The sequence below is a fragment of the Streptomyces sp. Ag109_G2-15 genome, from assembly GCF_900215565.1.
Lineage (GTDB): Bacteria > Actinomycetota > Actinomycetes > Streptomycetales > Streptomycetaceae > Streptomyces > Streptomyces diastatochromogenes.
Window position 1 is genome coordinate 442,678 of sequence record NZ_OCNI01000002.1, and the last position, 24,946, is coordinate 467,623.

A 24,946-nucleotide genomic window follows, 5' to 3' on the forward strand; every position below is an offset into this window, starting at 1 on the left:
GCCGACCATGTCGATCGACACGGCAAAGGGCGTCCTGGGGGACGCCACCGTCGCCGAACTGGAGGCAGGCCTGCGCGGCACTGTCGTCCGCCCCGACGACGCCGACTACGACCAGGCCCGCACGGTCTGGAACGCGGCCCATGACAAGCACCCGGCCCTGATCGTGCGGTGCGCCGGGACCGCGGACGTGATGCGCGCCGTCGAGTTCGCACGCAGTCAGGACCTGCTCGTCGCCGTGCGCGGTGGCGCCCACAGCATCGCCGGGTTCTCGACCTGCGACGACGGCATCGTCATCGACCTGTCGCCCATGAAGGGCGCCATCGTGGATCCCGTACGCCGCCGGGTGATCGCCCAGACCGGTCTGACCTGGGGCGACCTCGACCATGAGACGCAGGCCTTCGGTCTCGCCGTGACCGGTGGCCTGGTCTCCTCGACCGGTATCGCGGGCTTCACGCTCGGCGGCGGCGTGGGCTGGCTGCTGCGCCGCCATGGTCTGGCCTCCGACAACGTGACGGCGGCCGAGGTGGTCACCGCGGACGGCCGTGTGGTGCGCGCGGACCCGCAGGAGAACGCCGAGCTGTTCTGGGCCCTGCGGGGTGGCGGCGGCAACTTCGGTGTCGTGACCTCGCTCGAGTACCAGCTGCACCCGGTCGGGCCGCAGGTCCTGGCCGGCCTGATCGTCTATCCCCTGGAGCAGGCCCGGCAGGTGGTCACGGGCTGGCGCGAGCTGACCGGAGGCATGCCCGACGAGCTGACGACCCTGGTCAACCTGACCACGGCACCTCCGCTGCCCTTCCTGCCCCCGGAGGTCCACGGCACCCGCATCGTAGTGCTGGCCGGCATGTACGCGGGCGACCCCGCGGCCGGTGAGGCGGCCGTCGGCCCGCTGCGGACGCTGGGGACACCGCTGGCCGACCTCATGGGCCCCATGCCGTACATCGGCATGCAGTCACTGCTCGACCCGCTGTGGACGGCCGGGGCGCACAACTACTTCACGTCGGCGTTCATCGAGCCGTCCGACACCGCGCTCGACGCCGTACTGCGTCACCACCTGACGACCCCCACGCCCGCCAGCGAACTCCATCTGCACCACCTGGGCGGTGCCTTCGCCCGCGTGCCCGCCGACTCCACGGCCTTCAGCCAGCGGGATCCGAGCGTGCTGTGCAACGTGATCACGCGGTCCCCGGACGCGACGGGCTTCGACCGGTCCGTCGCCTGGGCCCGCGCCGCCCGCGAGGAGATCGCCCGCCACGGCCGCGGCACCATGTACGTCAACTTCACCGGCGACGCTGCCGAGGACAAGGTGCGCGCCGCGTACCCCGACGCGGTGCACGAACGTCTGGTGAGGGTGAAGGACACCTACGATCCCACGAACCTGTTCCGCCTCAACCAGAACATCCGGCCCTCGAACGCGGCCTGATCGACCGTCCGGTCCGAGGCAGATGTCGTACCGACGATCACACGATCGTGGACAGCCCTCCCGTACCGCGTTGCGCGCGCCTGCGCCCGCCGTTGACCGATAGGTCGATCGCCCATCGCCGTACTGGCGGCCCTGGCGCTCGCGGTATGCGCGCTGCCGTTCCGGCACGTGGCCTTCGCCCTCAGCGACGAGCGTGTGCTGCCCGGCGATGCCCCCGTGGTCCGGGCGACGCGTGAACTGCGGTCGGTGTGCCCGGAGTGGACGTCATCCTGCCCGGCTGGGCGCCGGGCCGCAGCGCCTCCCGCACGGCGGCACTCGACGCCTACGCCCGGCACCTGTCGGCGCTGCCGGGCGCCAGGTCCGTGCGGACGGCGACCGGGGTCTACGCACACGGCGAACGGCTGCCCCGCCCCTGCGCCGCAGCGGCCGACTGCGGGGTTCCCGCCAGGCGCTACCTCTCCCCCGCCGGTGGTACCTGGCTCGCCGTCCGCGGCCCGTCCGAACCCTTCGGGCCGGCCAGTGTGCGGCTGGCCCGCGCGGTGCGGGCCGCCGACGCTCCCACGACCGCACTCGTGGCCGGGCCACCGGCCCGCCTGCTCGACGTCCGTGACGCCGTCGCCTCCCGCCTGCCGACGGCCATCGCCATCGTCGTGGCGACGACCCTGGTCCTGCTGCTGATGTTCACCGGGGGCGCGCTCTTCCTCGCGGTCAAGGCCCTGGTGATGAACGCGCTGAGCATGACCGCGACCTTCGGCGCCATGGTCTGGATCTTCCAGGAGGGCCATCTGCGGTCGCTGCTCGGGCCGTTCACCGTCACCGGCCAGACCGACATCATGAGCCCGGTCACCGTGTTCTGTCTCGCCTTCGGGCTGTCCCTGGACTACGAGGTGCTGCTGCTCGCGAGAGTGACCGAAGAGCACCGGCGCACGGGCCGGACCACCGCGGCCGTCGCGGCCGGACTCGCCTCGGCAGCACCGCTGTTCACGGCATCGGCCACGTTCCGGCCGTGATGTCCTTGGCCGGGGAGGCGAACGGGTGGTCGCTGCGACGTCTTGTCACCAGGGCACCGGCCCGGAAGGCGGCGACGCTGCCGCAACAAGGGCCGCGCTCCCGGTCAGCGCGGCTCAGCGCACAGCCGATACGGCACTGGTGGCCGCCTCCTTCAGCAGGGAACCCAGCAGATGGATGTCGGGTCTGCGGGCGGTGCCCGAGCGGCTGACGGTGAAGACGGTTCTGCTCACCGGTGTCACCAGCGGGTGAAGACTGACGCCCTCGGCGTTGTCGGGTACGGCCAGGCGAGGGGCCAGGGCTACCCCGGCACCTGCGGCCACCAGTGCTGTCAGCACGGAGAAGTCGCTGCTCCGTACGCGGATGTCGGGCACGAAACCGGCGGCGCCGCAGGTGCGCTGGATCATCTCGTAGCAGGACGTGTCCGGCGCCGGGGCCAGCCACGGGTCGTGCGCGAGGTCGGCCAGGTCCGCCGGTTCGCCGGGAGTGAGCCCCAGAGCCCGCGCATGATCGGGGTGGAGAACGGCTACGACCGGGTCCTCCATGAGCACGTCCTGTTCGCTGCCCGACGGGAAGTCGCGGGGCAGCACGGTGTAGCTGTGTACGACGGCCACATCCGTCTCACGCTTGCGCAGGGCCTCCAGAGCCGCGTCGGGTTCCTGTTCGACGAGGTGGACCGTGAGGGCGGGCGCCGAGTCGGTGGCCTGTTCCGCGAGCGCCCTGTACACCGGGGGCAGGAGTGTGCGGGCGGCCGAGGCGAACGCGGCCACCCGGATCAGTCCGCGTCGCCCTCCGCGCAGGGCCGCGAGGTCGGACTCCGCCGCCGCAAGGTCACCGAGGACGACTTCGGCGTGCGCCACCAGCAGCTCCCCCGCGGCCGTCAGCCTCAAGGTGCGGCCCTGCTTCTCCACCACGGGCAGTCCGGCCTCGCGCTCGAGCACCGCGAGCTGTTGGGACACGGCCGGCGCGGTCAGATGCAGGGCATCAGCGGCCGCCGCCACCGTTCCGTAGGTGGCCAGATGTTGCAGGATCCTGAGCCGACGTACATCAAGCATAAGTCGATCTTAAGCTTGATGAAGGGAAAATCAAGATTGGCTTTTGCATGACATCCGGCCGATGAGCTGAGCGATTAAGCATCTCTATGGCTATCGGGAACAAACCCTAACTGGACCTTTTCATTCAGCGGGGACACGGTAGGCGGGTGATTACCCGCTTCGCCTCTCCCCGCTTCCTGGCCCTGGCCGGCACGGTCGTGCTCTGGGCATCCGCCTTTCCGGCGATCCGTGTCGGTGTCGACGGACTCGGTCTGGCGGCTCTGTCGTTCCTTCGCCTGGCCATCGCCGCGGTCGCGCTGGTCGCCGTTGCACCCTTCGCTCGGGTGCGGCTGCCGAAGCGGAGCGACCTGCCCTTGATCGCCCTGTGCGGCCTCACCGGTATGACCGCCTACCAGATCCTGCTGAACTGGGGGGAGATCCATGTCGAAGCCGGAACGGCCAGCCTGCTGATCGCGGCCGCACCCGTGTTCAGCATCCTCCTCGGCAGCGCCTTCCTGGCCGAGCCACTGACCCGCGACATCGTCATCGGCAGTGCCATCGCCCTCGTGGGAACCGCCGTCGTCACCCTGGCCGACGGCGTTTCCGGATTCACCGCCGCTTCCTTGGTCGTCCTGGCCGCAGCCGTCGTCCAGGGCATCTACCACTGCGCCACGAAGCCACTCCTGCGCCGGTACACGGGCCTGGAGGTCGCCACCTACGCCATGGTCGCCGGCACCGTGTTCGCCCTGCCGTTGACGCCGGCAGCGGTACGCGCCATGCCCCAGGCCCCGGCCGACGCTCTGCTGTCCGCCGCTTTCCTCGGGCTTCTGCCTTCCGCGCTCGGGTTCGTCATCTGGGGCTACGCCGTCGCACGACTGCCGCTCGCGGTCTCCACCGCAGCGCTGTACCTGGTGCCGCCGGTGGCGCTCGCCGTGTCCTTCGTCTGGCTCGGGGAGGTCCCTCACCTGGTCGAACTCCTGGGCGGAGGCGTCGTCGTGGCCGGAGTGACCCTCATCAACCGCCGCCGGCACCGACCCGTGCCGCCACAGAGCCTGCGCTACGACCTCGCACCACAGCCGGCTTCCCGGCGGCTCGATCGCCGGTGACCGAGGGACTGCGACTCCCCTCTCTCATCGGCCAGTTCACCCCTTGACGCGATTGGTACAGACCTTTTAGGTTCCAGGTCTGCCGGGTGGGTCTGATCCCACTCATCCGCCCATCGCGAGAGGCTGTGAACTCCCCCTTGCCCGCACAACCCCCCACACGTTCATCCCTGTTACGTTCCGCCCTTGCCGTCGCCGTCCTCGCCGTGCCGACCGGGCTGCTCACCGCCGCCCCGGCCCAGGCCGCCACCGGCGCCATCACCGGCCTCGCCGGCAAGTGCCTCGACGTCGCCGGGGCAAGTTCCGCCGACGGCACGGCCGTCCAGCTCTACGACTGCAACGGCACCGCCGCCCAGCAGTGGACCGTCGGCAGCGACGGCACCATCCGCGCCCTGGGCAAGTGCCTCGACGTCACCGGGAACGCGACCGCCGACGGCGCCAAGGCCCAGCTCTGGTCCTGTAGCGGCGGCGCGAACCAGAAGTGGACGGTCACCGCCGCCCACGACATCGTCAACCCGCAGGCGAACAAGTGCCTGGACGTCACCGGCAACACCTCGGCCAACGGCGCCCGCGCCCAGATATGGACCTGCACCGGCGCCGCCAACCAGAAGTGGACCGCACCGGCCACGCAGGCCACCGACCAGTGCTGGGCGACGCACTACGGCCCCCAGCCGCCCGGCGCCCTCACCGCCAGCGGCGAGCTGTTCGACAACAACGCCGACACGGCGGCGACATCGCTCAGCCGTCAGCCGCAACTGCCGTTCGGCACACGGGTCCAGGTGACCAACACCGCCAACGGCAGGTCCCTGGTGGTCCGCATCAACGACCGGGGCACCTTCACCCAGACTCCCCAGGAACCCAAGTGCCTTGACCTGACCGACGGCGCCTTCAGCCGGCTCGGCGGGAGCCTCGACCCCGACGACGGCCACATCGTCGTCACCCAGACCGTCTTGAACTGAGGTGCCGGGAGCGACCGTGATGCCCGCCTGGGCGGGCGCGCAGTCGGTGGCCGAAAGACTGGGCATCCGGTCCGTGTCCGTGGCCTCCCAGAAGATCACCCTGCCGTCGCCGCACCAGCCGCCACTGGCGTATCGGGGCCGGCCGTTCCCACCGGCGGTGACCGACAACCGGGTGCTGTGGGACCCGCGGGCGACCGCCGTGGCCGGCACGATCCGCACCGCCGGCGCGACGGTGGCCGCGCAACGGTTGCTCGACGCGAACCGCCGTGGCCGGCACGATCCGCACCGCCGGCGCGACGGTGGCCGCGCAACGGTTGCTCGACGCGAACCGCCGTGGCCGGCACGATCCGCACCGCCGGCGCGACGGTGGCCGCGCAACGGTTGCTCGACGCGATCAGCCGAGCGCGATCAGCCGAAGAGCGCGGCGTTCCGAGGCCCGGTCCTCGGCTCGAAGACCCGCCTGAACGTCAAGCGCCTATTCGGCGTCCTGCACCCGCTCTCCCTCCGCCTGGGACGGCTCGGTCCTGGGAACGTCCGGGTGCTGCTCCGTGGCCGCGCGCTCGGCCGGCTCATCGCGCTCGCCCTCGGCCTGGGAGGGAGTACGCGAGTACAGCCAGGCGTCGTAATCCGAGGCTCCCGTTTTCATGGCAGGCCCCCTTTGCTCGCCCTCGCTCACTCGCCTTCCATACTCCTCCGGGAATCGCAGCAGGGCGAGAGCAGCTCCTGCCCCGCTGCGCATTCCCCGCCAAGCCCGGATTTCGAGATCCTGGCGGAAAGGATCAACCGGAATTTCCCGGATAGGGGATCAGCGGTGCCCTCAGCCGATGCCGATGCCGACGCCGATCCCGATGGAGCCGATCGGCTGCCAGTCGTTCCAGTTGCCGTGCCACCAGGCGTTGCCCGGCTCGTCTTCCTGGAGTTCGCGCTCGTCTACAGCAACGACTGGTACCAGCTGCCCTGCGCCCTGCCGGCCGGGACGTACGCCTCGATCCGCGGGCTCGCCGTGACCGACGTCTTCGGGGAGAAGCTGTGGATCACCCCCGCGGGCACGGGCAGCGATGCCGACTGGCAGCGCTGGTCGATGTTCACCCTCGACACCGTCGGCGACGACGACGTCCCCGCCGACACCGGTCTGCTGCTGCCGCCGGGCGCCGTGGTGGTCGCCGACGGCCCGCCGCTGGAGGAGGTCGTCCTGGCCCGGGACGAGAGCGCGAACCTGGTGTGGGGTGTCGAGGCGACCGTGCCCACCGCCACGGGTACGGCCCGGCGCGGCACCGAGATCTCCGCCGAGGAGCTGGCCCACCGGCTGCGGCTGCGGACACCGCCCACCGTGCCGGCACCGGCGGCGGCCGTCGCGTACCGGGCGATGAACTCCGTACCGGAGCACTGGATCCCGTTCATCCCGGTGCACGTGCCCGGTCAGGACCGGGCGATCCGGTTGCAGCGCGCCGCGATGCCCAGCGCGGTCACCGGCCTGCCCGTTCCCCCGCGAACGTCGCTGCTGCGGCAGGGCCTCGATCAGGGGCACCAGTACTACGTCAACGAGGAGGAGGTCCCGCAGACCGGCACCCGGCTGTCCCTGGCCTACAACCGCGCCCGCCGGCGCGACGGCCGCGTCTCGGTCTGGCTCAGTGCCCGCCGGGGCATCGGCCGGGGCGAGGGTTCCAGCGGGCTGGCGTTCGACTTTCTGGTGGACACCACGGGGACGGATGGGGCGGGGGCCCCATGACGGAGCATCACGTGGGCTTCCCAGCCCCGCCGGGCACCGTACATCCTCGGAGGCACATCGCCCCCAACCACCAAGGGCTGTCCACATGTCGATCGCACCAGCTGTCCTGCGTCTGGCCGGAACCGTCGCGGGACTCGTGCTCGTGGCCGCGCAGACGACTACGGCGTCCGCCGCCCCACCGCCCCGCTCACCCACCCCGTACACCGCCACATGGTCTGCGCCCCTGTCCACCCAGGGCCGCTACATCGTCGACGCGCAGGGCAACCGCTTCCGGCTGAAAGCGGCCAACTGGGACGGCGCACAGGGATCGTGGACCGGCAGCGGAAGTGTCACCGACCCCGCCAACCATCACGCCGGCCAGAACTCCTACGGCATACCGCTCGGCCTCGACCGCGTCCCGCTGGACGGGCTGCTCGCCGACTTCCACCAGCTGGGGATCAACACCGTCCGGCTGCCGTTCTCCAACGAGATGATCCACAGCACGACCCCGGTGCCCGACAACGCCGTCGGGGCCAACCCCCAGCTGCGGGGCAGGACGCCCCTGCAGATCTACGACGCCGTCGTCGGCGCGCTCAGCGAGAGCGGGTTCGCCGTCATCCTCAACAACCACACCAACACGTCCCGTTGGTGTTGCGGGGTCGACGGCAACGAGCGGTGGAACAGCGGGCAGTCCACGCAGCAGTGGGCCGACGACTGGGTCTTCATGGCCCGCCGTTACGCCGCCGTGCCCCGCGTGGTCGGCGCCGACCTGTACAACGAGGTGCGACGCGACGTCCTGGACGACCCCAACTGGGGCCTGGGCGACAACCACGACTGGTACGCGGCCGCCCAGCTCGCCGCCGACCGGATCCTCACGGAGGCCAACCCCCGTCTCCTCATCGTCATCGAGGGCATCAACTGGACCGGTGTGCCCGTGGACGGGCTGCCGCACGGCCGGCCGATGCTCACCCCTGCCCGCGCCCTCTCGCACACCCTCGTCGACGCCCACAAGCTGGTCTACTCCGCCCACTTCTACGGGTACACCGGCCCCCACCACAGCGGCGCCACCGGCATCGGCGAGACACACGATGCCCGCTACCAGGATCTGACCCGTGAGGAGTTGGCCGCGGCTCTCGACGACGAGGCGTTCTTCGTCGAGGAGAGCGGCCGGCACTACACCGCACCCGTCTGGGTCAGCGAGTTCGGCATCGGGAGCGGCGAGACGAACGCGGCGGCCCGTGCCTGGTTCGGCAACGTCACCGACTACTTCGCCGACCATGACGCCGACTTCGCGTACTGGCCGCTGGTGGGCTTCGCCGGCCACGACGACTGGGCACTGCTGCGCTACGACACCGCCGGGCACCGCACCGGCATCCTGGACTCCGACGACTGGCGCGGTGCGGCATGGCAGCACCTGATGTCCGCGCCGAGCACGACCGGTCCCGTAGCGGCCGTTCCGGTGTGGCGCATGCTGAGCACCGACCACGGTGACGCGGTGGAGTCGCTGCGTGTGCGGGCCACCGGAGACTGGGATCCGGGGGCCTACAAGGCCGCCTGCCCCGACGGGTTGCGGCTGATCGGTCTGGGGCACACCACGGGTCGCGGTCTGTGCACCGACGCCGGTACGGCGGACCTGCGGAGCCCCGACGTGGGTCAGACGGCCGTCGTCGACGAGCGGTACGTTCCCGCAGGCGGCGACTGGGCGTCCGGGTACACCAAGCTCCAGTGCCCACCGGGCGGTTTCCTGATCGGCTACAGCCTGCGCGGGGAGCGTCTGTCGGCGGCCTTGTGCGCGCCGGGCCGCACGCCGCTGCCGGGAAGCGGACGCACCGTGTGGTTCGACCGGTCCGACAACCGTCCCTCCGGTGCGGCGGGCGGCGACTTCGCCTACGGCGACTACAAGGGCCAGTGCGCCGAGAACGAGTACGCCGCCGGGATCGCCTTCACCACCCGCTTCGGCAGCCGTCCGGGGCCCGATGCGCTGCTGTGCCGGACACTGCGCTGAGGAAAGCCGCGCGAAGAGGCTCCTCAGGCTGACGGGTAGAACTGGCGGGCCCAGTGGCGGAAGAGGCCGATGCCCTCGTCGTTCGCGGCCAGGCGGGGGCGCGGCTCGTAGCGTTTGGTGTTCCAGATCCTCAGGTCCTGGCGGACCTTGCCGACCGCGGTCCTCAGCATCGCCCGCGCGAAGGCCCGGTGCAGGCCGTGCCGTGGGAGAGACGCTCCGGTGGCGTCCGGTCTGCGGAGGTCCGCACAGGCTGTCGCGACCAGCATGCGGGTGCGCCGGGGCCCGGTCGGTGTGTGCATGGCCCACAGATAGCTGACGAGCCCGAGCGAGGGCAGGGGCAGTTCGACTCGGAGGTATCCCAGCCCGGCCATCAGGAACGTGTGGTCGGCGCGGATCCGGTGCCTGAGGGCGGGCGGCCGGTCCGGGCCGAGGCGCAGTCGCATGCCCAGGAGGGGGCCTTGGGCCGTCGGAGGGTCGAGTTCCTGCACGGTCACCTGGTGCAGGACGGGGAGATGCCGGTAGTCGAGCGTGTTCTCGATGATCTCCTGGGGATGGGTGTGCACCTCTGTGCTCCAGGCGGCCGTCGGAACGACTCCGGCCTGGGCGGTCTCGGGGACTTCCCAGGCGGGTGGGGCGCCCTCCGGCTCGTACCAGGCGAAGACGAAGCCGTTGTGCTCACTGAGGGTGTGGTGCTCCAGGCGGGTGCGCGGTGGCGGGCCGTCGGGCGTGCCGACGCAGGTGCCGTCGGGGGCGAAGGCGAAGCGGTGGAAGGGGCAGACCAGGTTCTCGCCCCGCACGGTGCCGCCCGCCCCGAGATGAGCGCCGAGGTGCGGACAGTAGGGGCGCACCGCGCGGAGCCGGCCGTCGCGGGTGCGGTAGAGCACGACGTCCTCGTCCATGAAACGGCGGGTCAGGACACTGCCGGGGGCGAGTTCACGTGCGCGCGCCAAGTAGAACCAGCCGCTGGGGTAGGGCAGTTCGTCCCTCATCGTCATGACGGGCAGCCAAACACGGGAAACGACATCGAAGATCACATATCCGGCTGGGTCACTCGTATGAGGTAGCTACGGTCATGTCTACCTACCCGAACGCCGATAGCGCTTACGATCAGTCACTCTGAGTGATCAATTGGGGGGAGCGCCCGTGACCGGGGAACGTAGCGACAGTGGACGTCAGGACGTGGAGGTCGTCGTCATCGGGGCAGGGCTCTCCGGAGTGGCGGCCTTGGTCGCACTGCGTCGGGCCGGCATCGAGGACATCGTGGCACTGGAGAAGTCCGGCCGTCTCGGCGGGACTTGGCGCGACAACACCTATCCCGGATGCGGATGCGATGTGCCGTCGATGCTGTACGAGTACTCGTTCGCCCCGCACGCCTGGAGCCGGTGCTTCGCCGGACGGTCCGAGATCCTCGACTACCTCGAGACCACGGCGGCGACGCACGGCGTGGACGAGGCGATCCGTTACGACACCGAGGTGCTGAGCAGCCGCTGGGACCCGGACGCGCACCGCTGGGAGCTGCGGACCACGTCGGGCACGTACACGGCCCGTGCCGTGATCGTCGCCACCGGCCCCTGGCACCAGCCCCGTTGTCCCGACATCCCCGGCCTCGACACCTTCCCCGGCACCGCCTTCCACTCCGCCCGCTGGGACCACGAAGCCGACCTGACCGGGCGCCGTGTCGCGGTGGTGGGTACGGGAGCGTCCACCGTGCAGTTCCTGCCGGAGATCCAGCCGAAGGCGGCTCACGTCGACGTCTTCCAGAGCACACCGCAGTGGGTGCTCCCCAAACCCGACTATCCCCTCTCTCCGGGCCTCCGCCGTTTCCTCGGACACCACCCGGCAGCCCGCCGCGCACTGCGCGGCCTGCACCACTGGACCCAGGAGGCCATCGGCGTCCCCCTGCGCCACCCCCGCCTGCTACGGCCGCTGGAGTCCCTGGCCCGCCTCCACCTGCGCACCTCCATCCCGGACCGTGCCCTGCGCCAGGCCCTCACTCCGACCCACCGCCTCGGTGGCCGGCGCCTGATCACGTCCGGCACCTACTACCCCGCCCTCACCCGGCCCAACGTGCGGCTGCATCCCACCCGTGTGGCCGCCGTGGAGGGCTCCGACGTCATCGGCGCCGACGGGACCCGCACCCGCGCCGACATCATCGTCCTCGCCACCGGCTATCACATCGGCGAGATCCCCCTGGCCGACCGCCTGCACGGCGCGGGCGGCACCACGCTGGCCCGGACCTGGGCCGACAGCCGCCGCGCCTACCTGGGCACCAGCGTCAGCGGATACCCCAACCTCTTCCTGCTCATCGGCCCGAACCTGCTGACCGGCACCACCGCGGTCCCCACCGTCCTCGAAGCCCAACTCCGGTACGTCACCACCGCCCTCACGCACCTGCGCACCAGCGGATGCGCCGCGCTGGACGTCAGGCCCGAGGTCGAGGAAGCCCACCAGCAGGCCCTGCACGAGGCGCTGCGCACCACCGTCTACAACACCGCGGGCACCAGCTACTACTTCGGCCGCCCGGGCGTCAACACCTTCTGCTGGCCCTGGTCGACCGCCCGGCTCGTCAAGCGTCTGCACGCCTTCACCCCGGACGCCTACACCTGGACGCTGCCGCTGCCGGCCCAGGCCTGCCGGGCCACGCACGCGTCGTCGGTTCGATCATGACAACGCAGGGTGTTTCACCTCCGGCTGCTGCACGGCCCTGGTCGCGCCCTCCCCCCTCAGCGCCGTGACGACCAGCAGCGCGGAGAACAGGGCGGCGCAGCCGCACACCACGAATCCGATGGCGTAGCCGTGGCCGAGGGCGTCGAGGGCGTAGGCGCGGGCCGCTCCGGGTGCGGAGTCGGCGGGTACGGAGTTGAGCGCGAGCGGGCCGCCCTCCTTCAGCACCTCGTGTGCCGCGCCCCGTGACTCCGTGCTCAGGCCGGGTGCCGTGGCCAGGGACGTCGACACCCGAGTGGCCGCCTGGCCGAGTGCCACGGCGCCGATGACGGCGGGGCCGAGGGTGAAGCCGAAGTCACGCAGCAGGTTGGTGGCGCCGCTGGCCATGCCCGCCAGGTGGACCGGAACCGTGTTGACGGCGGTCGCGGTGATCGAGGACACCGTGAGGGCGAATCCGACGCCGACCAGGCCGAGCGGCAGGATCAGGGAGGTCAGCGCCCGGTCGTCGACGTCCAGGGTGGCGGCGAGGAAGTCGCCCGCTGCGATCAGGGCCAGGCCGATGGTGAGCGGCACGCGCGCGTGCAGGCGGTGCAGCAGTCTGGAGGTCAGCGGGGTGAGGAACGGGGTGAGCCCGTTGAGCAGCAGGAACGCGAACGCCGTCCGCAGCGGGCTCTGGTGCTGGATCGGGCCGAGCCGGATGCTGGCCGCGTAGGCCGTGCCCAGGAAGCTGAACATGCCGACGACGGCGACGACCGCGGCGATGGCGAAGGACCGGTTGCGGAAGAGGTCCAGGCGCAACAGCGGCGAGCGGACGCGCAGTTCGGCGGCGACGAACAGGGCGAGGAAGACGGCGGCGAGTACGAAGGCGACGACCACCGGCGTGGATCCCCAGCCGTCCGTCGGTCCCTGGATGACGGCGTAGAGGAGCGCGAACAGGCCGATGCCGATGGTGACCTGACCGGCGACGTCGAGTGAACGCCCTTCCGGCGCACGGGAGTCGGCGGCTGCGAGCAGGCTGACGAGCGCGCTCGCGGCGGCGAGTACGGCGACCACGACGAACGCCGACCGCCAGGAGCCGTAGGTGCCGGTGATGCCACCGAGCAGCGGGGCGAGGAAGCCGCCGGCGGACAGGCTGGACGCCCAGACGGCGATGGCCCGGGCCCGATGGGCACCGGACGGGGTCCCGGCCGCGATCATCGCGAGCGAGGTCGGGAACAGCGCCGCCGCGCCCAGTCCGGCCAGCGCCTGTCCCGCCCACAGCTGGTGGATGCCGGACGCGGTGGCGGCGACGACCTCGCCCGCGCACAGCAGCAACGCTCCGCCGATGAGCAGCCGCCGGCGGCCGAAGAGGTCGCCGAGGACACCGAAGCTCAGCTCCAGGACCGCCACGGGCAGCAGGAACGCGTCCGATATCCAGGTGAGTTGGGAGCCGACGGGGTGCAGGTGTTCCTGGAACAGACCGTTGAGGGTGGCCGGCATGGCGAGGCCGATCTGCGCCAGGCAGACGGCGAGACAGCCTGCGACGAGGGTGCCGACGGGGAGGGAGGCGCGGGACGGCGCAGGGTCTGGGGTTCGAGGCATCGGAGGTCCCAACGTGAGGGAGGTGCAGGGGTGGGCGGGTCGGGGCGAGGGGGCTTGCAGGCCGTCAGGCGTGGTCCGGGCGAGGGGGCGCGTAGGCCGTCAGGCGTGGTCCGGGCGGTCGCGGCCCACCGTCAGGCGGGCGGGGCTGTACGGATATAGGCCGTCAGCCGTGGTCGGGACGGTCGCGGCCCACTGTCAGGCGGGCGGGGCGGTACGGCACATAGGCCGCTCCGTCCAGGCCGCTCGCCGTGGCCGATCGCTGCAGGGCGGCCGGAGTGGCGGCGGCCCAGCTGCCGGTGGTGACGCGGTGTTCGAGGGCGTGGAGGGCGGCTACCGTCTCGGCGGTGGTGAAGGTGCAGTGGCCCTGGCGCTCGACGTAGGCCTGGCGGAGCAGCGACCCGCGGCCGGCGGCGCGGACGCGGTCGGCGAACCGGCGCTCCTGCTCGACGGGGACGAGGTTGTCGGCGGTGGTGTGCACGTCCAGCAGCGGTACGGCGGGCCCGGGGTCGGCCGTGGAGGTGCGTGCCGCGGTGCGCACGGCGGCCGGGTCGGCGGTGACCGAGGCGCCCGTGGTGAGGGCGTCGAGGTCGGCGTCCAGGTCGAGCCCGGCCGCCCGGTACAGCGCGCGGACCTGCGGGGCGTGCGCCGATCCGGCGAGCAGGCGCGCGTAGTCGACGCCCTGGTTCCAGGAGTTGTTGCCGCCGACGGACTGCTCCACGGCGTACCGGCCGCCCTCGACGAAGGAGAGGATGCCGTTCGCGAACCAGGCGTACTGCTGCTCCTGCTGTCCGGCCCAGTCGCTCGGCGCGGGGGCGGTGCGGCCCGGGGCCCAGGTCGGCAGGTTGAGGAAGGCCGCGGCCAGCGCGATACGGGCGCGGCCCTGCGGGGTCGACTGGGCCGCGGTGACGGCCGCGGTGAGCTGCTGCGCCGTGCCGGCGGCCTCGTCGGCCGAGGTGAACCGGACGAGTTTGACCTGCTGCTCGGGCAGCAGCAGCCGGGCGAGGGTGTATTCGGCGTCGAGCTGGTAGTTGTCGAGGTCGGTGCCGCCGGCCACGAGCCCGCACAGGCCGAGCGCGCCGTCGATGCGGCCGGTGCCGTCGCGGGCGATCCTGGCGTTGACGAGCCCGCCCATGGAGGTGCCGACGGCGAGGGTGCGGCGCGGGGCGCCGATGCGCGCGGTGACGGCGTCGAGAGTGGCGAACTGGTCCCGTTCCGCGCTGTTCAGGGCCCACATCGAGCCGTTCGGGTCGTAGGAGGAGCTGGCCAGCGCGTACCCCTCCCGCAGCAGTTCGGTGCGTACGGCGTCGGTGGGCGCGTCCCGGGCGACGAGCGGGCCGAAGCCGTGGCTGAACAGCAGCAGCGTGCCGTTCCAGTCGGCCGGGACGTCGGCGATCCAGGTCGCTCCGTCGGCGAGGGTGCCGGTGAGGTGGCCGGTGTCCGTCGCAGCGGCCGGGGCAGGGCCGGTGGTGAGGGCCGTGACCGCGGCCGTGGCCAGGGCGACGAGGGAGAGGCGGAGTCGGTTACGCATGGCGGTGGCTCCTGAGGGGTGATGGGGGGCGGGAGCGTGTGGTGGCCGATGCTCAGTGCACTGAAGGTAGGGGGAACGCCAGGGAATGTAGGGCTGTTTTCTTGCGGGCGTCAATGGAATGCACAACATTGGCTGGTGCGAGGGGCCCGCCCGGTGCCGCCGAGGGTCAGGAAGCGGCTGGGATCGTGTCGATGATCCGGCGAGCGGCGTCGCGCGCCGCGGGTTCCAGCAGGGCGTGGACCATGCGGAAGGTCTTCTCGGCGCTGGCCGCCGGCCAGGTGTCGGGCAGGTGGCGGCCGGGCAGCCGGGGGTCTCGGCGGATCACCTGCAGCCACTCGCAGGTCATCCGCAGCCCCAGGGCGAGGGCCTCCTCCGCCGGGCGGTTTCCGGCGTCGTCCGTGAGCGGCCGCCAGTCGGTCTCGAACGCCCGGTAGCGGGCGGCCAGTTCGTCGAGGTCCCAGGTGTCGTGGATCATCTCGGCGATGTCCATGCCGGTCTCCGCGCGCGCCCGGAACACCTTCACGTGCGCGGCCAGGCCGAGTTCGGCGACGATGCCGGAGACGTCGACCTCGCCGGGCGCGATCCACAGCCCGCTGAACAGGGCCCCGAAGCCGCTCCAGGTCAGCTGTGAGCGCAGGTCGTGGCGCTGGCGCTGCCAGGAGTCCGGGAGCGAGAAGCCGAGCAGGGTCCAGGTGCCGTCCCACTCACTGTTGACCGCGCCCGTCTTCCAGATCCGCCGCTGCCCGTCCCGCAGGATCGCCTCGGAGCGGTCGGTGAGCCCGAAGTAGGTGCGCCGGCCCTCCCGCTGCCTGCGCAGCAGACCACGGTTCACCATGCGGGTGAGCGTGGACCGGGTGGCCTGCTCCCCTACCCCGACCCGCCCGAAGACGTCGATCAGACTGCCGGAGTAGACACAGACGTCCTGGTCCAGGACATGGTCACCGAGGAAGGTGAGCACCAGGGACTGCGGGCGGAGGGATGCTGTGGACACGGGGCTACGGTACGACGGCCTCCGCGGTGCGAGACTGCCGCATCGGCACGCACACACCAGGAGGAGACCCCCCATGATGTCCCTCGATCTCCATCCCCTCTTCCGCAACAACCGCGACATCGAACTGGCGCTGCGGCAGTTCGTCTTCAAGGCCAACAACGCGGGCGAGCCGGTCGCGGAGATCATTCCGGGCAAGGGATCAGGGCAGCTCAGGGCGCGCGTCCTCGCGTTCCTCGACCAGAAGCACATCAGGAAGCTGTACGTGCGCCGGGAGGTCGACTCCGGGAACACCGGCCGCATCCTCGTCTACTTCGAGTGAGCGCACGGCGTCGCAGGGCTAGTGCGCGGCGACGTAATCACTGATCACGTACTGGGCTTCGTCGTCCACGGCGTTCGCCGACCAGTCCAGGGTGATGCTGCGTGGATACCCGGTGGTCGAGTACTCCGCCTCCGCCGTGTCCGCGCCGTCGCGACGGGCCTGTTTCAGCTCCTTCAGCAGTCCACCGATGGTGGGCACCGCCCCCGGCGACCGCCGCACCACATCGCGGCTCTCCTCGTCCAGCCCCACCACACGCACCGCCTTCCCCTCCCGCACGGTCACCCGGAAAGTGCCGGTCAGGAGCCGCTCTCCCCCGGTCGACTTCAGGGTGTACGTGTACGCCGACGGCTCCTTCCAGGCGGTGCTCTCCGCCTGCGCCGCTCTGCCGGACTCGGCCTCCTCCTGGCACGCGGCGGTTGCCCAGACGAGCCCCGCGATCAGTACGAGGCGTGGCAGCGCGGACCGGGGGACCAGACGGACGGATCTCATGTGCGGGCCTTTCACCAACGCGGGCTGTTTCTCCTTCGACGCCGGAGGGCCGCGGGACGTTCACCCCACGGGTGATGAGCCTCGGTTCATCGCCGGACGGTGGCCGGGGACAGGTTCCGTCGCACGTGGATGCCCACTGCCGTCACCAGCAGGACCGCGCACCCCGTGAACACCAGACCGGCCCCGCGCAGCCCCAGCGCCACCGTCATGGCTCCCACTCCGACGACCGGCAACGAGATCCCCACGTATGCGACGACGAAGAACGCCGAGATGGTGGCGCCTTGGTGCGCCGGGGGCGCCGCGGTGCTCACCTCGGTCAGTCCGGCGCGGAACGCCATCCCCTGCCCCACGCCACCGGTCACCGCCCCGGCCAGCAGCACCGGGAAGGACTCCAGGAACAGCGAGGCCGCGATGAGCAGGAGGCCGGCGACGAGCACCGTACAGCCCCAGGGCAGGGATCGGCGCGCGCCGACCGGTCCCATGAGCAGCTGACCGCCGGTCGAGGCGCAGAACACACAGAAGGCGACGGCACCGGTGACCGCCAGGTTGTGCACCCCCAGGGTCTCCGTGAGAAAGGCCGGGGCGACGGCCGTGAACAGGCCGAGCATGGAGAAGCCCGCGAAGGCGGCGAGGGCGCACGGTGCGAACACCCCGCGCACCTCCGGCGGAACCGTCATGCCCTGAGGTCGCAGCGACGGCCGCGGAACGCTGCGGCGCACGGTCTCGGGCAGCAGACAGACGACCACCATGGCGATGGCCAGGAGGGCCAGATGGGCGACGAACGGGAGCTTGAGCGGCCAAGGGGCGTACTCGGCGAGTAAGCCGGACAGGAGCGGGCCGAGTCCGAGACCACCCATGTTGGCCGCGGTCGCCGCCAGTCCGGCACGGCCGCGTCGGTCGGGCGGCGCCAGTTCGAGCACGGCCGCGGTGCCCGTGCCGCTCAGCAGACCGGCCGAGAAGCCCGACAGCACCCGGCCCGTGTACAGCAGCGGCAGTCCGCGCTCGGACAGGAAGCACACTGCGCTGAGGGCGGCGAGGCCGAGCGCGGCCAGCAGCACCGGCCGTCGTCCCAGCACGTCGGAGAAGCCGCCGGCGATCAGCAGGGCGGCGATGACGCCTACCGCGTAGACGGCGAACACCACCGTCACGATCAGTTCGGAGAACCCGATCTGCTCCCGGTACAACCCGTACAGCGGTGTGGGCAGGGTGGTGCCCATCATGCCGACGGCGAAGACGCCCGCTGCGGACTTGTACCCCGGGCGTCCTCCACCCCGTCGAGGTGGCTCTGCGTCGCTGCTGATCACAGCCCACCATAGGCACCGGCTGTCGGGCACGATGCGCCTCGCAACGCCGTGCTGCGCCGGCTACACCAGGAAGGCGTTGACGCGGCCCGCCGCGATCTGCTTCTTGTCCTTGACCGGCTGTGCGACCGCGGCCTGGGGCGAGCCGGAGTTGACGCTCCAGCGGTATCCGACGAAGAGGGACGTGTCGGGGTCAGCGTAGAAGATCATGTGCCCGTAGCCCACACCGCTGTGCTCGGTGTAGGTGCTGTTGTCGTCGGCGATCTCGGCGCGGCTGTCGGGGTACGCACGGTAGCGGTCGATGCTGGACTGGCTGGTGAGGTCGGGGCCGCCGTGCGGGCTGTTGGTGCAGTCGACGATCTGGAAGAGGTGCGGGACGACCCCGGTGATGCCCAGCTTGCTGTCGACGGAGGAGGCGTACGTGCCGAGGTACGCGCGGATCAGCACGGTGTGCCCGGTGTACGGGGTGCTCTTGGCGTTGGGGTCGTAGTCCCAGGCCACGATGTCGCCGGGGCGCAGGTTCACCGGCTTGGTCACCGGGTCGATGTGCGGCACGTTGGAGGCGTTCAGGAATCCGGCCTGCAGATCCTCGGCGTTCGGGAACGAGGAGGTGCGGGGCAGGCCGTCCTTCGGCGGGAAGTACTGGTTGAAGTAGGCCGGGGTGGCCCAGCCGTACGCGGTGTCGGCGCCGTAGGAGCGCTGCAGCAGCGACGTCATGAACGAGGCGCACTGGGAGAGGTTCTCGAACTCCTCCGGGTGCCCGGGACGGCCCCAGGTCACCGTGGTTCTGCCGAGGTTCTCGCCATTGGTCTGCTCGACGTTGTACCGGTTGTGGTCCCACTGGTTCGCGCGCAGCCGCAGGTACTCCACCAGCGTCTCGGCCTCCAGCAGGTGCGGCGGCTTGAGCTGGTAGAGCGCGGCGGTCGCCGGTTCGGCGGCGACGGCGCGCGCGGGCAAGACCAGGGAACCGGCGGACGCGGCGAGCGCCAAACCGGCGCCCCCGGTCAGCAGATGACGACGAGACGGACCGGAAAAGGACGTGGACAACGCAACCCCCCTGGAATGCGGACGGCGGGAACGGTCTGGGTCCCGCCTTCGAACGCTGGACGATATCAGGCAGTCTGATCTTGGTCGGGTCGTCCCGCCTTGGCAGTGATCCAGATCGGACATATGGTCCCGATAAGGCAACCTATGGTTCGCGCGGCCGATGCTCGGACAGTCGACGCCCGGATCGGTGGCGCCGCCCGGAGGCGAGCGGAGGGCACGATGCGGCCCGGTGATCTACCGAATGGCGGCGGGTCACTGGACGACGCGCTCGGGACGGGTCTGACCGACGTCGTGCGCCGCACCGGCGCCGTGATCGGCGGCCTGTACCTGATCGAGGAGCCGGCGCCGATGCTGCGCCTGGTGGCGCTGTGCGGGCTTCCCGTCGAGTTCGCCCAGACCTGGCGGCGCCTGCCCCTGACCGCCCCCGTCCCGGTCGCCGACGCGATCCGTGAGGACCGGCTGGTGTGGATCGGCAGCCAGGTCGAGATGTCCCGCCGCTATCCGATCACCGCGGCCGTGCTGCCCTATCGTTTCGCGCTCGCGGCCGTCCCGCTGACCGGCGTACGACGGTGCTGGGGTGGCATCGTGCTCATGTGGTCCGGCGACCACCCGCAGGAGGCCTCCCCGCGCGAACGCGGCCACATCCTCACCAGCGCACACCGGCTGGCCCGTCTGCTGGACGACGCACCGGGGCCACCCGGCTTCCCTGAGCAACCGCGCATCTGGCCGCTCGAAACCGTACGCCACCCCACGCAGACCGGAATGGCCGCGGTCGACTACCTCGAACGCCTGCCCGAAGGTGCCGTCGCCCTGGACCTGGAGGGCCGCGTCACCTTCGTCAGCGGCGTCGCCGCCCGGCTCCTCGGGCGCCCCGCGGAGCAGCTGCTGGGCGCGCGGCCCTGGCAGGCGCTGCACTGGCTGGACGATCCCGCGTACGAGGACCAGTACCGCACAGCCGTCGTCAGCCGTACGCCGCTCTCCTTCGACGCACTCCGGCCGCCCGACCAGTGGCTGACCTTCCGGCTCCATCCGGACTCCAGCGGTATCAGCGTCCGTATCACCCCGTACACCGAGCAGCCGGCGGAGACGGCGGCGCCCGCCGCGCAGCGGTCCGCGGCGGCGCCGACCGGACGTCTCTACCAGTTGGTCCACCTCGCGGCGGCCCTCACGGAGACGGTGACCGTACGGGACGTGGCCGCCCTGATCGTCGACCAGATCCTCCCCGCCTTCGGAGCCCAGGGGATGGTCCTCTCCGCGGCGGACGCGGGCCGGCTGAAGATCACCGGCCATCACGGCTACCCCGACGACGTCATCGAGCGCCTCGACGCCCTTCCCCTGGACAGCGACCTCACCCCCGCCGGTCAGGTCCTGGCCAGCGGCGTGCCCGCCTTCTTCGCCAGCCCGGACGACATGGCACGCAACCACCCCCGGGCGCCCCGGATGAGCGGCAAACAGGCCTGGGCCTTCCTGCCCCTCGTCGTCACGGGCCGGCCGGTGGGCTGCTGCATCCTGTCCTACGACCGTCCGCACACCTTCACGGCCGACGAGCGCGCCGTCCTCACGTCGCTGGCCGCCCTCATCGCCCAGGCACTCGACCGCGCCCGCCTCTACGACTCCCAGCACCGGCTCGTCCATGAACTCCAGCAGGTCCTCCTGCCCCGCACCCTGCCCACCCTGCCCGGCCTCGAAGTCGCCGCCCGCTATGTGCCGGCCGGGCACGGGCTCGATGTCAGCGGGGACTTCTACGACCTGCTCCGCCTGGACGACAGCACGGTCGCGGCGGTCATCGGCGACGTGGAGGGCCACAGCATCGCCGCCGCCACCCTCATGGGACAGGTCCGCACCGCCGTTCACGCCCACGCGAGCGCCGGGGCGGCACCGGACGAGGTCCTCTCCCGCACCAATCGGCTGCTGGCGGACCTGGAGTCCGACCTGCTCGTCGCCTGCCTCTATGCGCACCTGGACCTGGCCCACGGACGACTGACCCTGGCCAGCGCCGGTCACGTCCCGCCTCTCCTGCTCGACGCTCAGCACCGCGCGCGCATTCTGGACGTCGAGCCCGGCCCGCTCCTGGGCATCGGCGCGGATGTCCACTACCCCGTCACCGCCGCCCCGCTGCTCGACGGAGCCGTCCTGGCCCTCTACACCGACGGGCTGGTGGAGAAGCCCGGACGCGACGCCGCGGACACCACGTCCGACCTGCTCAAGCACCTCGCGGACACGGACGACCCCGACCTCGACCACCTCGCCGACAGCCTCGTCCACCACGCCTGGCCGACCGGTCAGTACACGGACGACGTCACCGTGCTGCTCCTGCGCGCGGTGCACAACCACCCGCGCCTTCCTGGTAGTTGATGTGCGAAGCTGTCGTGAACCGTTCACGGGTGGGGCCGTGGCGGTCGTCGAGAGGAGCGCGGTGTGGGACAGGACGGCGGCTTCAGCGTCGGGGAGATCGACACCAGCAGGCCGCACCCTGCGCGGATCTACGACTACCTGCTGGGCGGCAAGGACAACTACGAGGTGGACCGGCGGGCCGGTGACGAACTCGCCGCCGCCGCGCCCGAGGTGCGCATCGGCCTGCGGGCCAACCGCGCCTTCCTGCAGCGTGCCGTCCGGTACGTCGTCGGCAGCGGGGTACGCCAGATCCTCGACATCGGCACCGGGCTGCCCACCTCGCCCAACGTGCACGAGATCGCCCACGGGCCGGCACCGGACGTCCGCGTGGCCTACGTCGACAACGATCCGATCGTGGCCGCGCACGCCAACGCGCTGCTCAGCAGCTCCGGCGCGACCAGTGTCGTACTCGCCGACGTGCGCGACCCTCAGGCCGTCGTGAACCACCCCGAGGTCCGCCGGGCCATCGACTTCGACCGGCCGGTCGCACTCCTCCTGGTCGCCGTCCTCCACTTCCTCACCGACGCGGAGAAGCCCGAGCAGGTCGTCGCCGCGCTGCGCGAGGCGCTTCCGGCCGGCAGCTTCCTGGTGCTGTCGCACGCCACCGACGACTTCGCCGACCGCAGCGCCGCCCAGGCCGTCTACAGCAAGGCCACCGCCACACTGAACCTGCGGTCCCGCGATGAGATCGAGCGGTTCTTCGACGGTTTCGAACTGGTCGAGCCCGGCCTGGCCCAGGTCCCGTTCTGGCGCCCGGACGCCCCGCCACCGCCGCGGTCCGGCGAGATCGGCTTCTACGGAGGGGTGGCCCGCAAGACCGCGTGACCTCAAGGGAGTTCGGCGAGCAGGGGCGGTGGGCGGATGTTCGAGGACAGGCTTGCGCAGGTGTTCGCCGAGGCCGGGTGCCAGGGCAGTGTGGCTGTCCTGGACATCGACGGTCCCGGCCAAGTGGTGCTGGGCGGCGACGAGTTGGTGGTCGCCGCCTCGACGTTCAAGATCGCGGTGGCTTTGGAGTTGTTCTGCCGGGGCGCCGAGGGGGAGCTGGACCTGGCCGAGCGCGTCCGGCTCGCGCCGTCGCAGGCCACACCGGGCGGTCAGGGCTTCTGCATCTTCGAGGACGAGGCCGAGGTCTCGCTGCGCGATCTCGCCCGGATGATGGTGACGATCAGCGACAACACCGCGACCGACGTGTTGATCCGTCGGGTGTCGGTACCGCGGATCCACGCCCGGCTGGCCGCGTTGGGCCTGGACCGGATCCGGTTGGCGGGCACGATCCAGGAGGAGTTCGACGCGATCGGCCGCGATACGGGGTTCGCCGGGTGGGCGGAGATGACCCGTGCGATGCGCGAGGCGGGCTCACCCCGGGATGCCGAGCGCATATGGGAGCGCGCGCTGTCCGCTCCGTCCCTGCGGCCCGGGCGCATCACAAGCGCGACGGCCGGGCAGATGGCCGCCTTGCTGAGGATGATCTGGCGGGACGAGGCCGGGCCCGCTGAGGCCTGCGCGGCGGTGCGGTCCGTCCTCGGACAGCAGCGGCTGACCCGGAAGATCGCCGCCGGATTCGGTGACGAGGTACGGGTGGCCGCCAAGTCGGGCACGGTTCCCGGGTGTGTGAGCAACGATGCCGGAGTCGTGCACTTCCCCGACGGTTCCCGCTTCGCGGTGGCGGTGTTCACCAGGCCCACCGGGCCCGGTCCCCGGCCACCACAGTCCGATTCCGTGATGGGTACGGTCGCCCGCCTGGGCGTCGAGCACCTGCGCCGGCTCGGCCGCTGACGGCGGCTGGGGCAGGACCGGCCCGGACAGATCAGCCGCGTGCTCCGGCCGCGGCAGGCACGGGCGGCTTTCGCCAGACGAACACCTCGGTGCTGGGCCCCCGTTCGCAGAACCGGCCCGTCGGGGAGGAGGAGCGCAGCAGGCGGCGCAGGTCGGTCTCGAAGGCGTCGCGTTGTGGGCCGAACAGGCCAGGTGCCGAGTACGACATCGAGAAGGTCGAGGCGACGACGTCGTCCTCACTGCGTTCCAGCACCTGCCCGCCGGGGACGACATGCCGCTCGGGTCCCAGGAATCCGGCGCGCGCGATGATCGCCGCTTCGCCGCCGGGTGTCCCGTCGGGCAGCACTCCGCGCCCGGCGCGGCGGACCGGCCCCAGGTACTGCTTGACGAGTTCACCGATGGCCCCGTGCGGCACACCGGGGTACGCCAGTCCCTCGACGTCGAGCGGCTCGCCCTTCAGGTCCGAGAGGTGCACCAGCGCCCCGCCGGGCCGGAGCATGCCGCGCACGGTGCCCGCCACCAGGTCGCGGTCCATCCAGTGGAAGGACTGGGCGAAGACCGCCACGGTGAACGTGCCGAGGTCCGCCGGGAGATCCTCGGCCCGGATCCGTACCCACCGGGACTTCACGGCCCCTTCCGCGGCGGCGGCCCGGCGGGCGGCTTCGCCGATCATGCCCGGGTCGGGGTCCACGCCCACGACTTCGCCGAACAGGGGCGCGAGGGGCACCGCCACGGTGCCGGGGCCGCATCCCACGTCGAGGAGCCGCCCGGTCCCGTCGAGCCCGAGCACGTCGGCCAGCACCGGCACGAGAGTGGGGGCGTACGGCAGCCTGCCCCGGTCGTAGTAAGGGGCCGCCCCCGCGAACAGTGTTTCGTCCCACACCCAGTCTCCCGTCACGGGAGGATTCTCCACGCGAGAAGGCCACGAGGCGCGCTCTTTGTCGGCGTGGTGCGGAGCGACACCAGACGCGCAAGGAGACCCTTCTGCACGTCGCGACACTCGTCGACGATAAATTGATCGCCATGAGTGACAACGTGTACTTCGACATCAGCATCAACGACGAGCCGGCCGGCCGGATCGTCTTCAAGCTCTTCGACGACGTGGTTCCCAAGACCGCCAAGAACTTCCGCGAGCTGGCCACCGGCGAGCACGGCTTCGGCTACGCCGGTTCCTCGTTCCACCGGGTCATCCCGCAGTTCATGCTGCAGGGCGGCGACTTCACCCGGGGCGACGGCACCGGCGGCAAGAGCATCTACGGCGAGAAGTTCGCGGACGAGAACTTCACCCTCAAGCACGACCGCCCGTACCTTCTGAGCATGGCGAACGCCGGCCGGAACACCAACGGCTCGCAGTTCTTCATCACCACGATCGTCACCGACTGGCTCGACGGCAAGCACGTCGTCTTCGGTGAGGTCGTCGAGGGTCAGAAGCTCGTCGACCAGATCGAGGGCGTCGGCAGCCGCAGCGGCGCGACCAGCGCGAAGGTCACGATCACCGCGAGCGGCACGGTCTGACCGACACGCTCCCCCACCAGCGGGTGACGCGAACGCCCCGGTGATGACGCCGGTCGGTCCTCTCCTGACCGGCCGTCTCACCGGGCGTCGGCCTGTTGGCGGGC

At 71.4% G+C, this 24,946-nt stretch carries 22 protein-coding genes; 12 read left to right on the top strand and 10 right to left on the bottom strand.

Annotated features, from left to right (window positions below):
• Nucleotides 1–7 precede the first annotated feature (7 nt).
• The gene (locus tag CRP49_RS38500) at nucleotides 8–1,420 is read left to right on the top strand and encodes an FAD-binding oxidoreductase (RefSeq protein ID WP_097258038.1); all 1,413 of its coding nucleotides are present in this window, start codon (nucleotides 8–10) and stop codon (nucleotides 1,418–1,420) included.
• A 248-nt stretch (nucleotides 1,421–1,668) separates the two neighbouring features.
• On the top strand, nucleotides 1,669–2,430 hold the full coding sequence (locus CRP49_RS38505) for an MMPL family transporter (RefSeq protein WP_097258039.1): 762 nt from the start codon (nucleotides 1,669–1,671) through the stop codon (nucleotides 2,428–2,430).
• A gap of 114 nt (nucleotides 2,431–2,544) precedes the next feature.
• Here the strand turns inward: CRP49_RS38505 and CRP49_RS38510 are convergent, their stop codons facing one another.
• On the bottom strand, nucleotides 2,545–3,483 hold the full coding sequence (locus tag CRP49_RS38510; protein WP_097258040.1) for a LysR family transcriptional regulator: 939 nt from the start codon (nucleotides 3,481–3,483) through the stop codon (nucleotides 2,545–2,547).
• A gap of 146 nt (nucleotides 3,484–3,629) precedes the next feature.
• Here CRP49_RS38510 and CRP49_RS38515 point away from each other — a divergent pair, with 146 nt between their 5' ends.
• Together CRP49_RS38515 and CRP49_RS38520 are read left to right on the top strand one after the other, a co-directional pair.
• Nucleotides 3,630–4,568: a DMT family transporter gene (locus tag CRP49_RS38515; protein ID WP_097258041.1), complete on the top strand. Its 939-nt coding sequence runs from the start codon at nucleotides 3,630–3,632 to the stop codon at nucleotides 4,566–4,568.
• A 167-nt stretch (nucleotides 4,569–4,735) separates the two neighbouring features.
• Nucleotides 4,736–5,524: a lectin gene (locus CRP49_RS38520; RefSeq protein ID WP_257033874.1), complete on the top strand. Its 789-nt coding sequence runs from the start codon at nucleotides 4,736–4,738 to the stop codon at nucleotides 5,522–5,524.
• Between the two features lie 475 nt (nucleotides 5,525–5,999).
• Here the strand turns inward: CRP49_RS38520 and CRP49_RS47265 are convergent, their stop codons facing one another.
• Nucleotides 6,000–6,170, bottom strand: a complete 171-nt coding sequence (locus CRP49_RS47265; protein ID WP_179851983.1) for a hypothetical protein — start codon at nucleotides 6,168–6,170, stop codon at nucleotides 6,000–6,002.
• A 237-nt stretch (nucleotides 6,171–6,407) separates the two neighbouring features.
• Here CRP49_RS47265 and CRP49_RS47270 point away from each other — a divergent pair, with 237 nt between their 5' ends.
• Together CRP49_RS47270 and CRP49_RS38530 are read left to right on the top strand one after the other, a co-directional pair.
• On the top strand, nucleotides 6,408–7,253 hold the full coding sequence (locus CRP49_RS47270; protein WP_179851984.1) for a hypothetical protein: 846 nt from the start codon (nucleotides 6,408–6,410) through the stop codon (nucleotides 7,251–7,253).
• A gap of 85 nt (nucleotides 7,254–7,338) precedes the next feature.
• Nucleotides 7,339–9,237 (top strand): glycoside hydrolase family 5 protein, encoded by a 1,899-nt coding sequence (locus tag CRP49_RS38530; protein ID WP_097258042.1) that lies wholly within the window; start codon nucleotides 7,339–7,341, stop codon nucleotides 9,235–9,237.
• 23 nt (nucleotides 9,238–9,260) lie between these two features.
• Here CRP49_RS38530 and CRP49_RS38535 read toward each other — a convergent pair whose 3' ends face one another.
• Nucleotides 9,261–10,232, bottom strand: coding sequence for an aromatic ring-hydroxylating dioxygenase subunit alpha (locus CRP49_RS38535; protein WP_101375539.1), 972 nt, complete (start codon nucleotides 10,230–10,232; stop codon nucleotides 9,261–9,263).
• A gap of 148 nt (nucleotides 10,233–10,380) precedes the next feature.
• On the opposite strand from CRP49_RS38535, the gene CRP49_RS38540 reads away from it, so the two are divergent.
• Complete coding sequence (locus CRP49_RS38540) at nucleotides 10,381–11,904, top strand: NAD(P)/FAD-dependent oxidoreductase (RefSeq protein ID WP_257033775.1); 1,524 nt, start codon at nucleotides 10,381–10,383, stop codon at nucleotides 11,902–11,904.
• On the opposite strand, the gene CRP49_RS38545 is transcribed toward CRP49_RS38540, so the two are convergent.
• The 3 genes from CRP49_RS38545 to CRP49_RS38555 all read right to left on the bottom strand — a co-directional run bounded on the left by CRP49_RS38545 (nucleotide 11,899) and on the right by CRP49_RS38555 (nucleotide 16,001).
• Complete coding sequence (locus tag CRP49_RS38545) at nucleotides 11,899–13,482, bottom strand: MFS transporter (RefSeq protein WP_097258045.1); 1,584 nt, start codon at nucleotides 13,480–13,482, stop codon at nucleotides 11,899–11,901. The two genes, CRP49_RS38540 and CRP49_RS38545, sit on opposite strands and share 6 nt — an antisense overlap.
• A 163-nt stretch (nucleotides 13,483–13,645) precedes the next feature.
• Complete coding sequence (locus CRP49_RS38550; protein ID WP_097258046.1) at nucleotides 13,646–15,010, bottom strand: alpha/beta hydrolase; 1,365 nt, start codon at nucleotides 15,008–15,010, stop codon at nucleotides 13,646–13,648.
• Nucleotides 15,011–15,176: 166 nt separating this feature from the next.
• Nucleotides 15,177–16,001: a PaaX family transcriptional regulator C-terminal domain-containing protein gene (locus CRP49_RS38555; protein ID WP_257033776.1), complete on the bottom strand. Its 825-nt coding sequence runs from the start codon at nucleotides 15,999–16,001 to the stop codon at nucleotides 15,177–15,179.
• A 76-nt stretch (nucleotides 16,002–16,077) separates the two neighbouring features.
• Here CRP49_RS38555 and CRP49_RS38560 point away from each other — a divergent pair, with 76 nt between their 5' ends.
• Nucleotides 16,078–16,320, top strand: coding sequence for a Smr/MutS family protein (locus CRP49_RS38560; RefSeq protein ID WP_257033777.1), 243 nt, complete (start codon nucleotides 16,078–16,080; stop codon nucleotides 16,318–16,320).
• Nucleotides 16,321–16,338: 18 nt separating this feature from the next.
• Here the strand turns inward: CRP49_RS38560 and CRP49_RS38565 are convergent, their stop codons facing one another.
• From CRP49_RS38565 to CRP49_RS38575, 3 genes are all read right to left on the bottom strand, one after another.
• On the bottom strand, nucleotides 16,339–16,809 hold the full coding sequence (locus CRP49_RS38565; RefSeq protein WP_097258049.1) for a DUF6174 domain-containing protein: 471 nt from the start codon (nucleotides 16,807–16,809) through the stop codon (nucleotides 16,339–16,341).
• Between the two features lie 86 nt (nucleotides 16,810–16,895).
• Complete coding sequence (locus CRP49_RS38570; protein ID WP_373560424.1) at nucleotides 16,896–18,113, bottom strand: MFS transporter; 1,218 nt, start codon at nucleotides 18,111–18,113, stop codon at nucleotides 16,896–16,898.
• 60 nt (nucleotides 18,114–18,173) lie between these two features.
• Nucleotides 18,174–19,157 carry a hypothetical protein gene (locus CRP49_RS38575; protein WP_143670091.1) on the bottom strand — a complete coding sequence of 328 codons (984 nt, stop codon included), beginning with the start codon at nucleotides 19,155–19,157 and terminating at the stop codon, nucleotides 18,174–18,176.
• Nucleotides 19,158–19,376: 219 nt separating this feature from the next.
• Here CRP49_RS38575 and CRP49_RS38580 point away from each other — a divergent pair, with 219 nt between their 5' ends.
• From CRP49_RS38580 to CRP49_RS38590, 3 genes are all read left to right on the top strand, one after another.
• Nucleotides 19,377–21,512 (top strand): SpoIIE family protein phosphatase, encoded by a 2,136-nt coding sequence (locus CRP49_RS38580; protein ID WP_097258052.1) that lies wholly within the window; start codon nucleotides 19,377–19,379, stop codon nucleotides 21,510–21,512.
• A gap of 63 nt (nucleotides 21,513–21,575) precedes the next feature.
• Entirely contained in the window at nucleotides 21,576–22,376 is an 801-nt protein-coding gene (locus tag CRP49_RS38585; RefSeq protein WP_097258053.1) for an SAM-dependent methyltransferase, read from the top strand.
• A gap of 36 nt (nucleotides 22,377–22,412) precedes the next feature.
• Nucleotides 22,413–23,327, top strand: coding sequence for a serine hydrolase (locus tag CRP49_RS38590; protein ID WP_097258054.1), 915 nt, complete (start codon nucleotides 22,413–22,415; stop codon nucleotides 23,325–23,327).
• 31 nt (nucleotides 23,328–23,358) lie between these two features.
• Here the strand turns inward: CRP49_RS38590 and CRP49_RS38595 are convergent, their stop codons facing one another.
• Complete coding sequence (locus tag CRP49_RS38595; protein ID WP_097258055.1) at nucleotides 23,359–24,225, bottom strand: class I SAM-dependent methyltransferase; 867 nt, start codon at nucleotides 24,223–24,225, stop codon at nucleotides 23,359–23,361.
• 125 nt (nucleotides 24,226–24,350) lie between these two features.
• Here CRP49_RS38595 and CRP49_RS38600 point away from each other — a divergent pair, with 125 nt between their 5' ends.
• Nucleotides 24,351–24,842 carry a peptidylprolyl isomerase gene (locus CRP49_RS38600; protein WP_097258056.1) on the top strand — a complete coding sequence of 164 codons (492 nt, stop codon included), beginning with the start codon at nucleotides 24,351–24,353 and terminating at the stop codon, nucleotides 24,840–24,842.
• Nucleotides 24,843–24,946 lie beyond the last annotated feature (104 nt).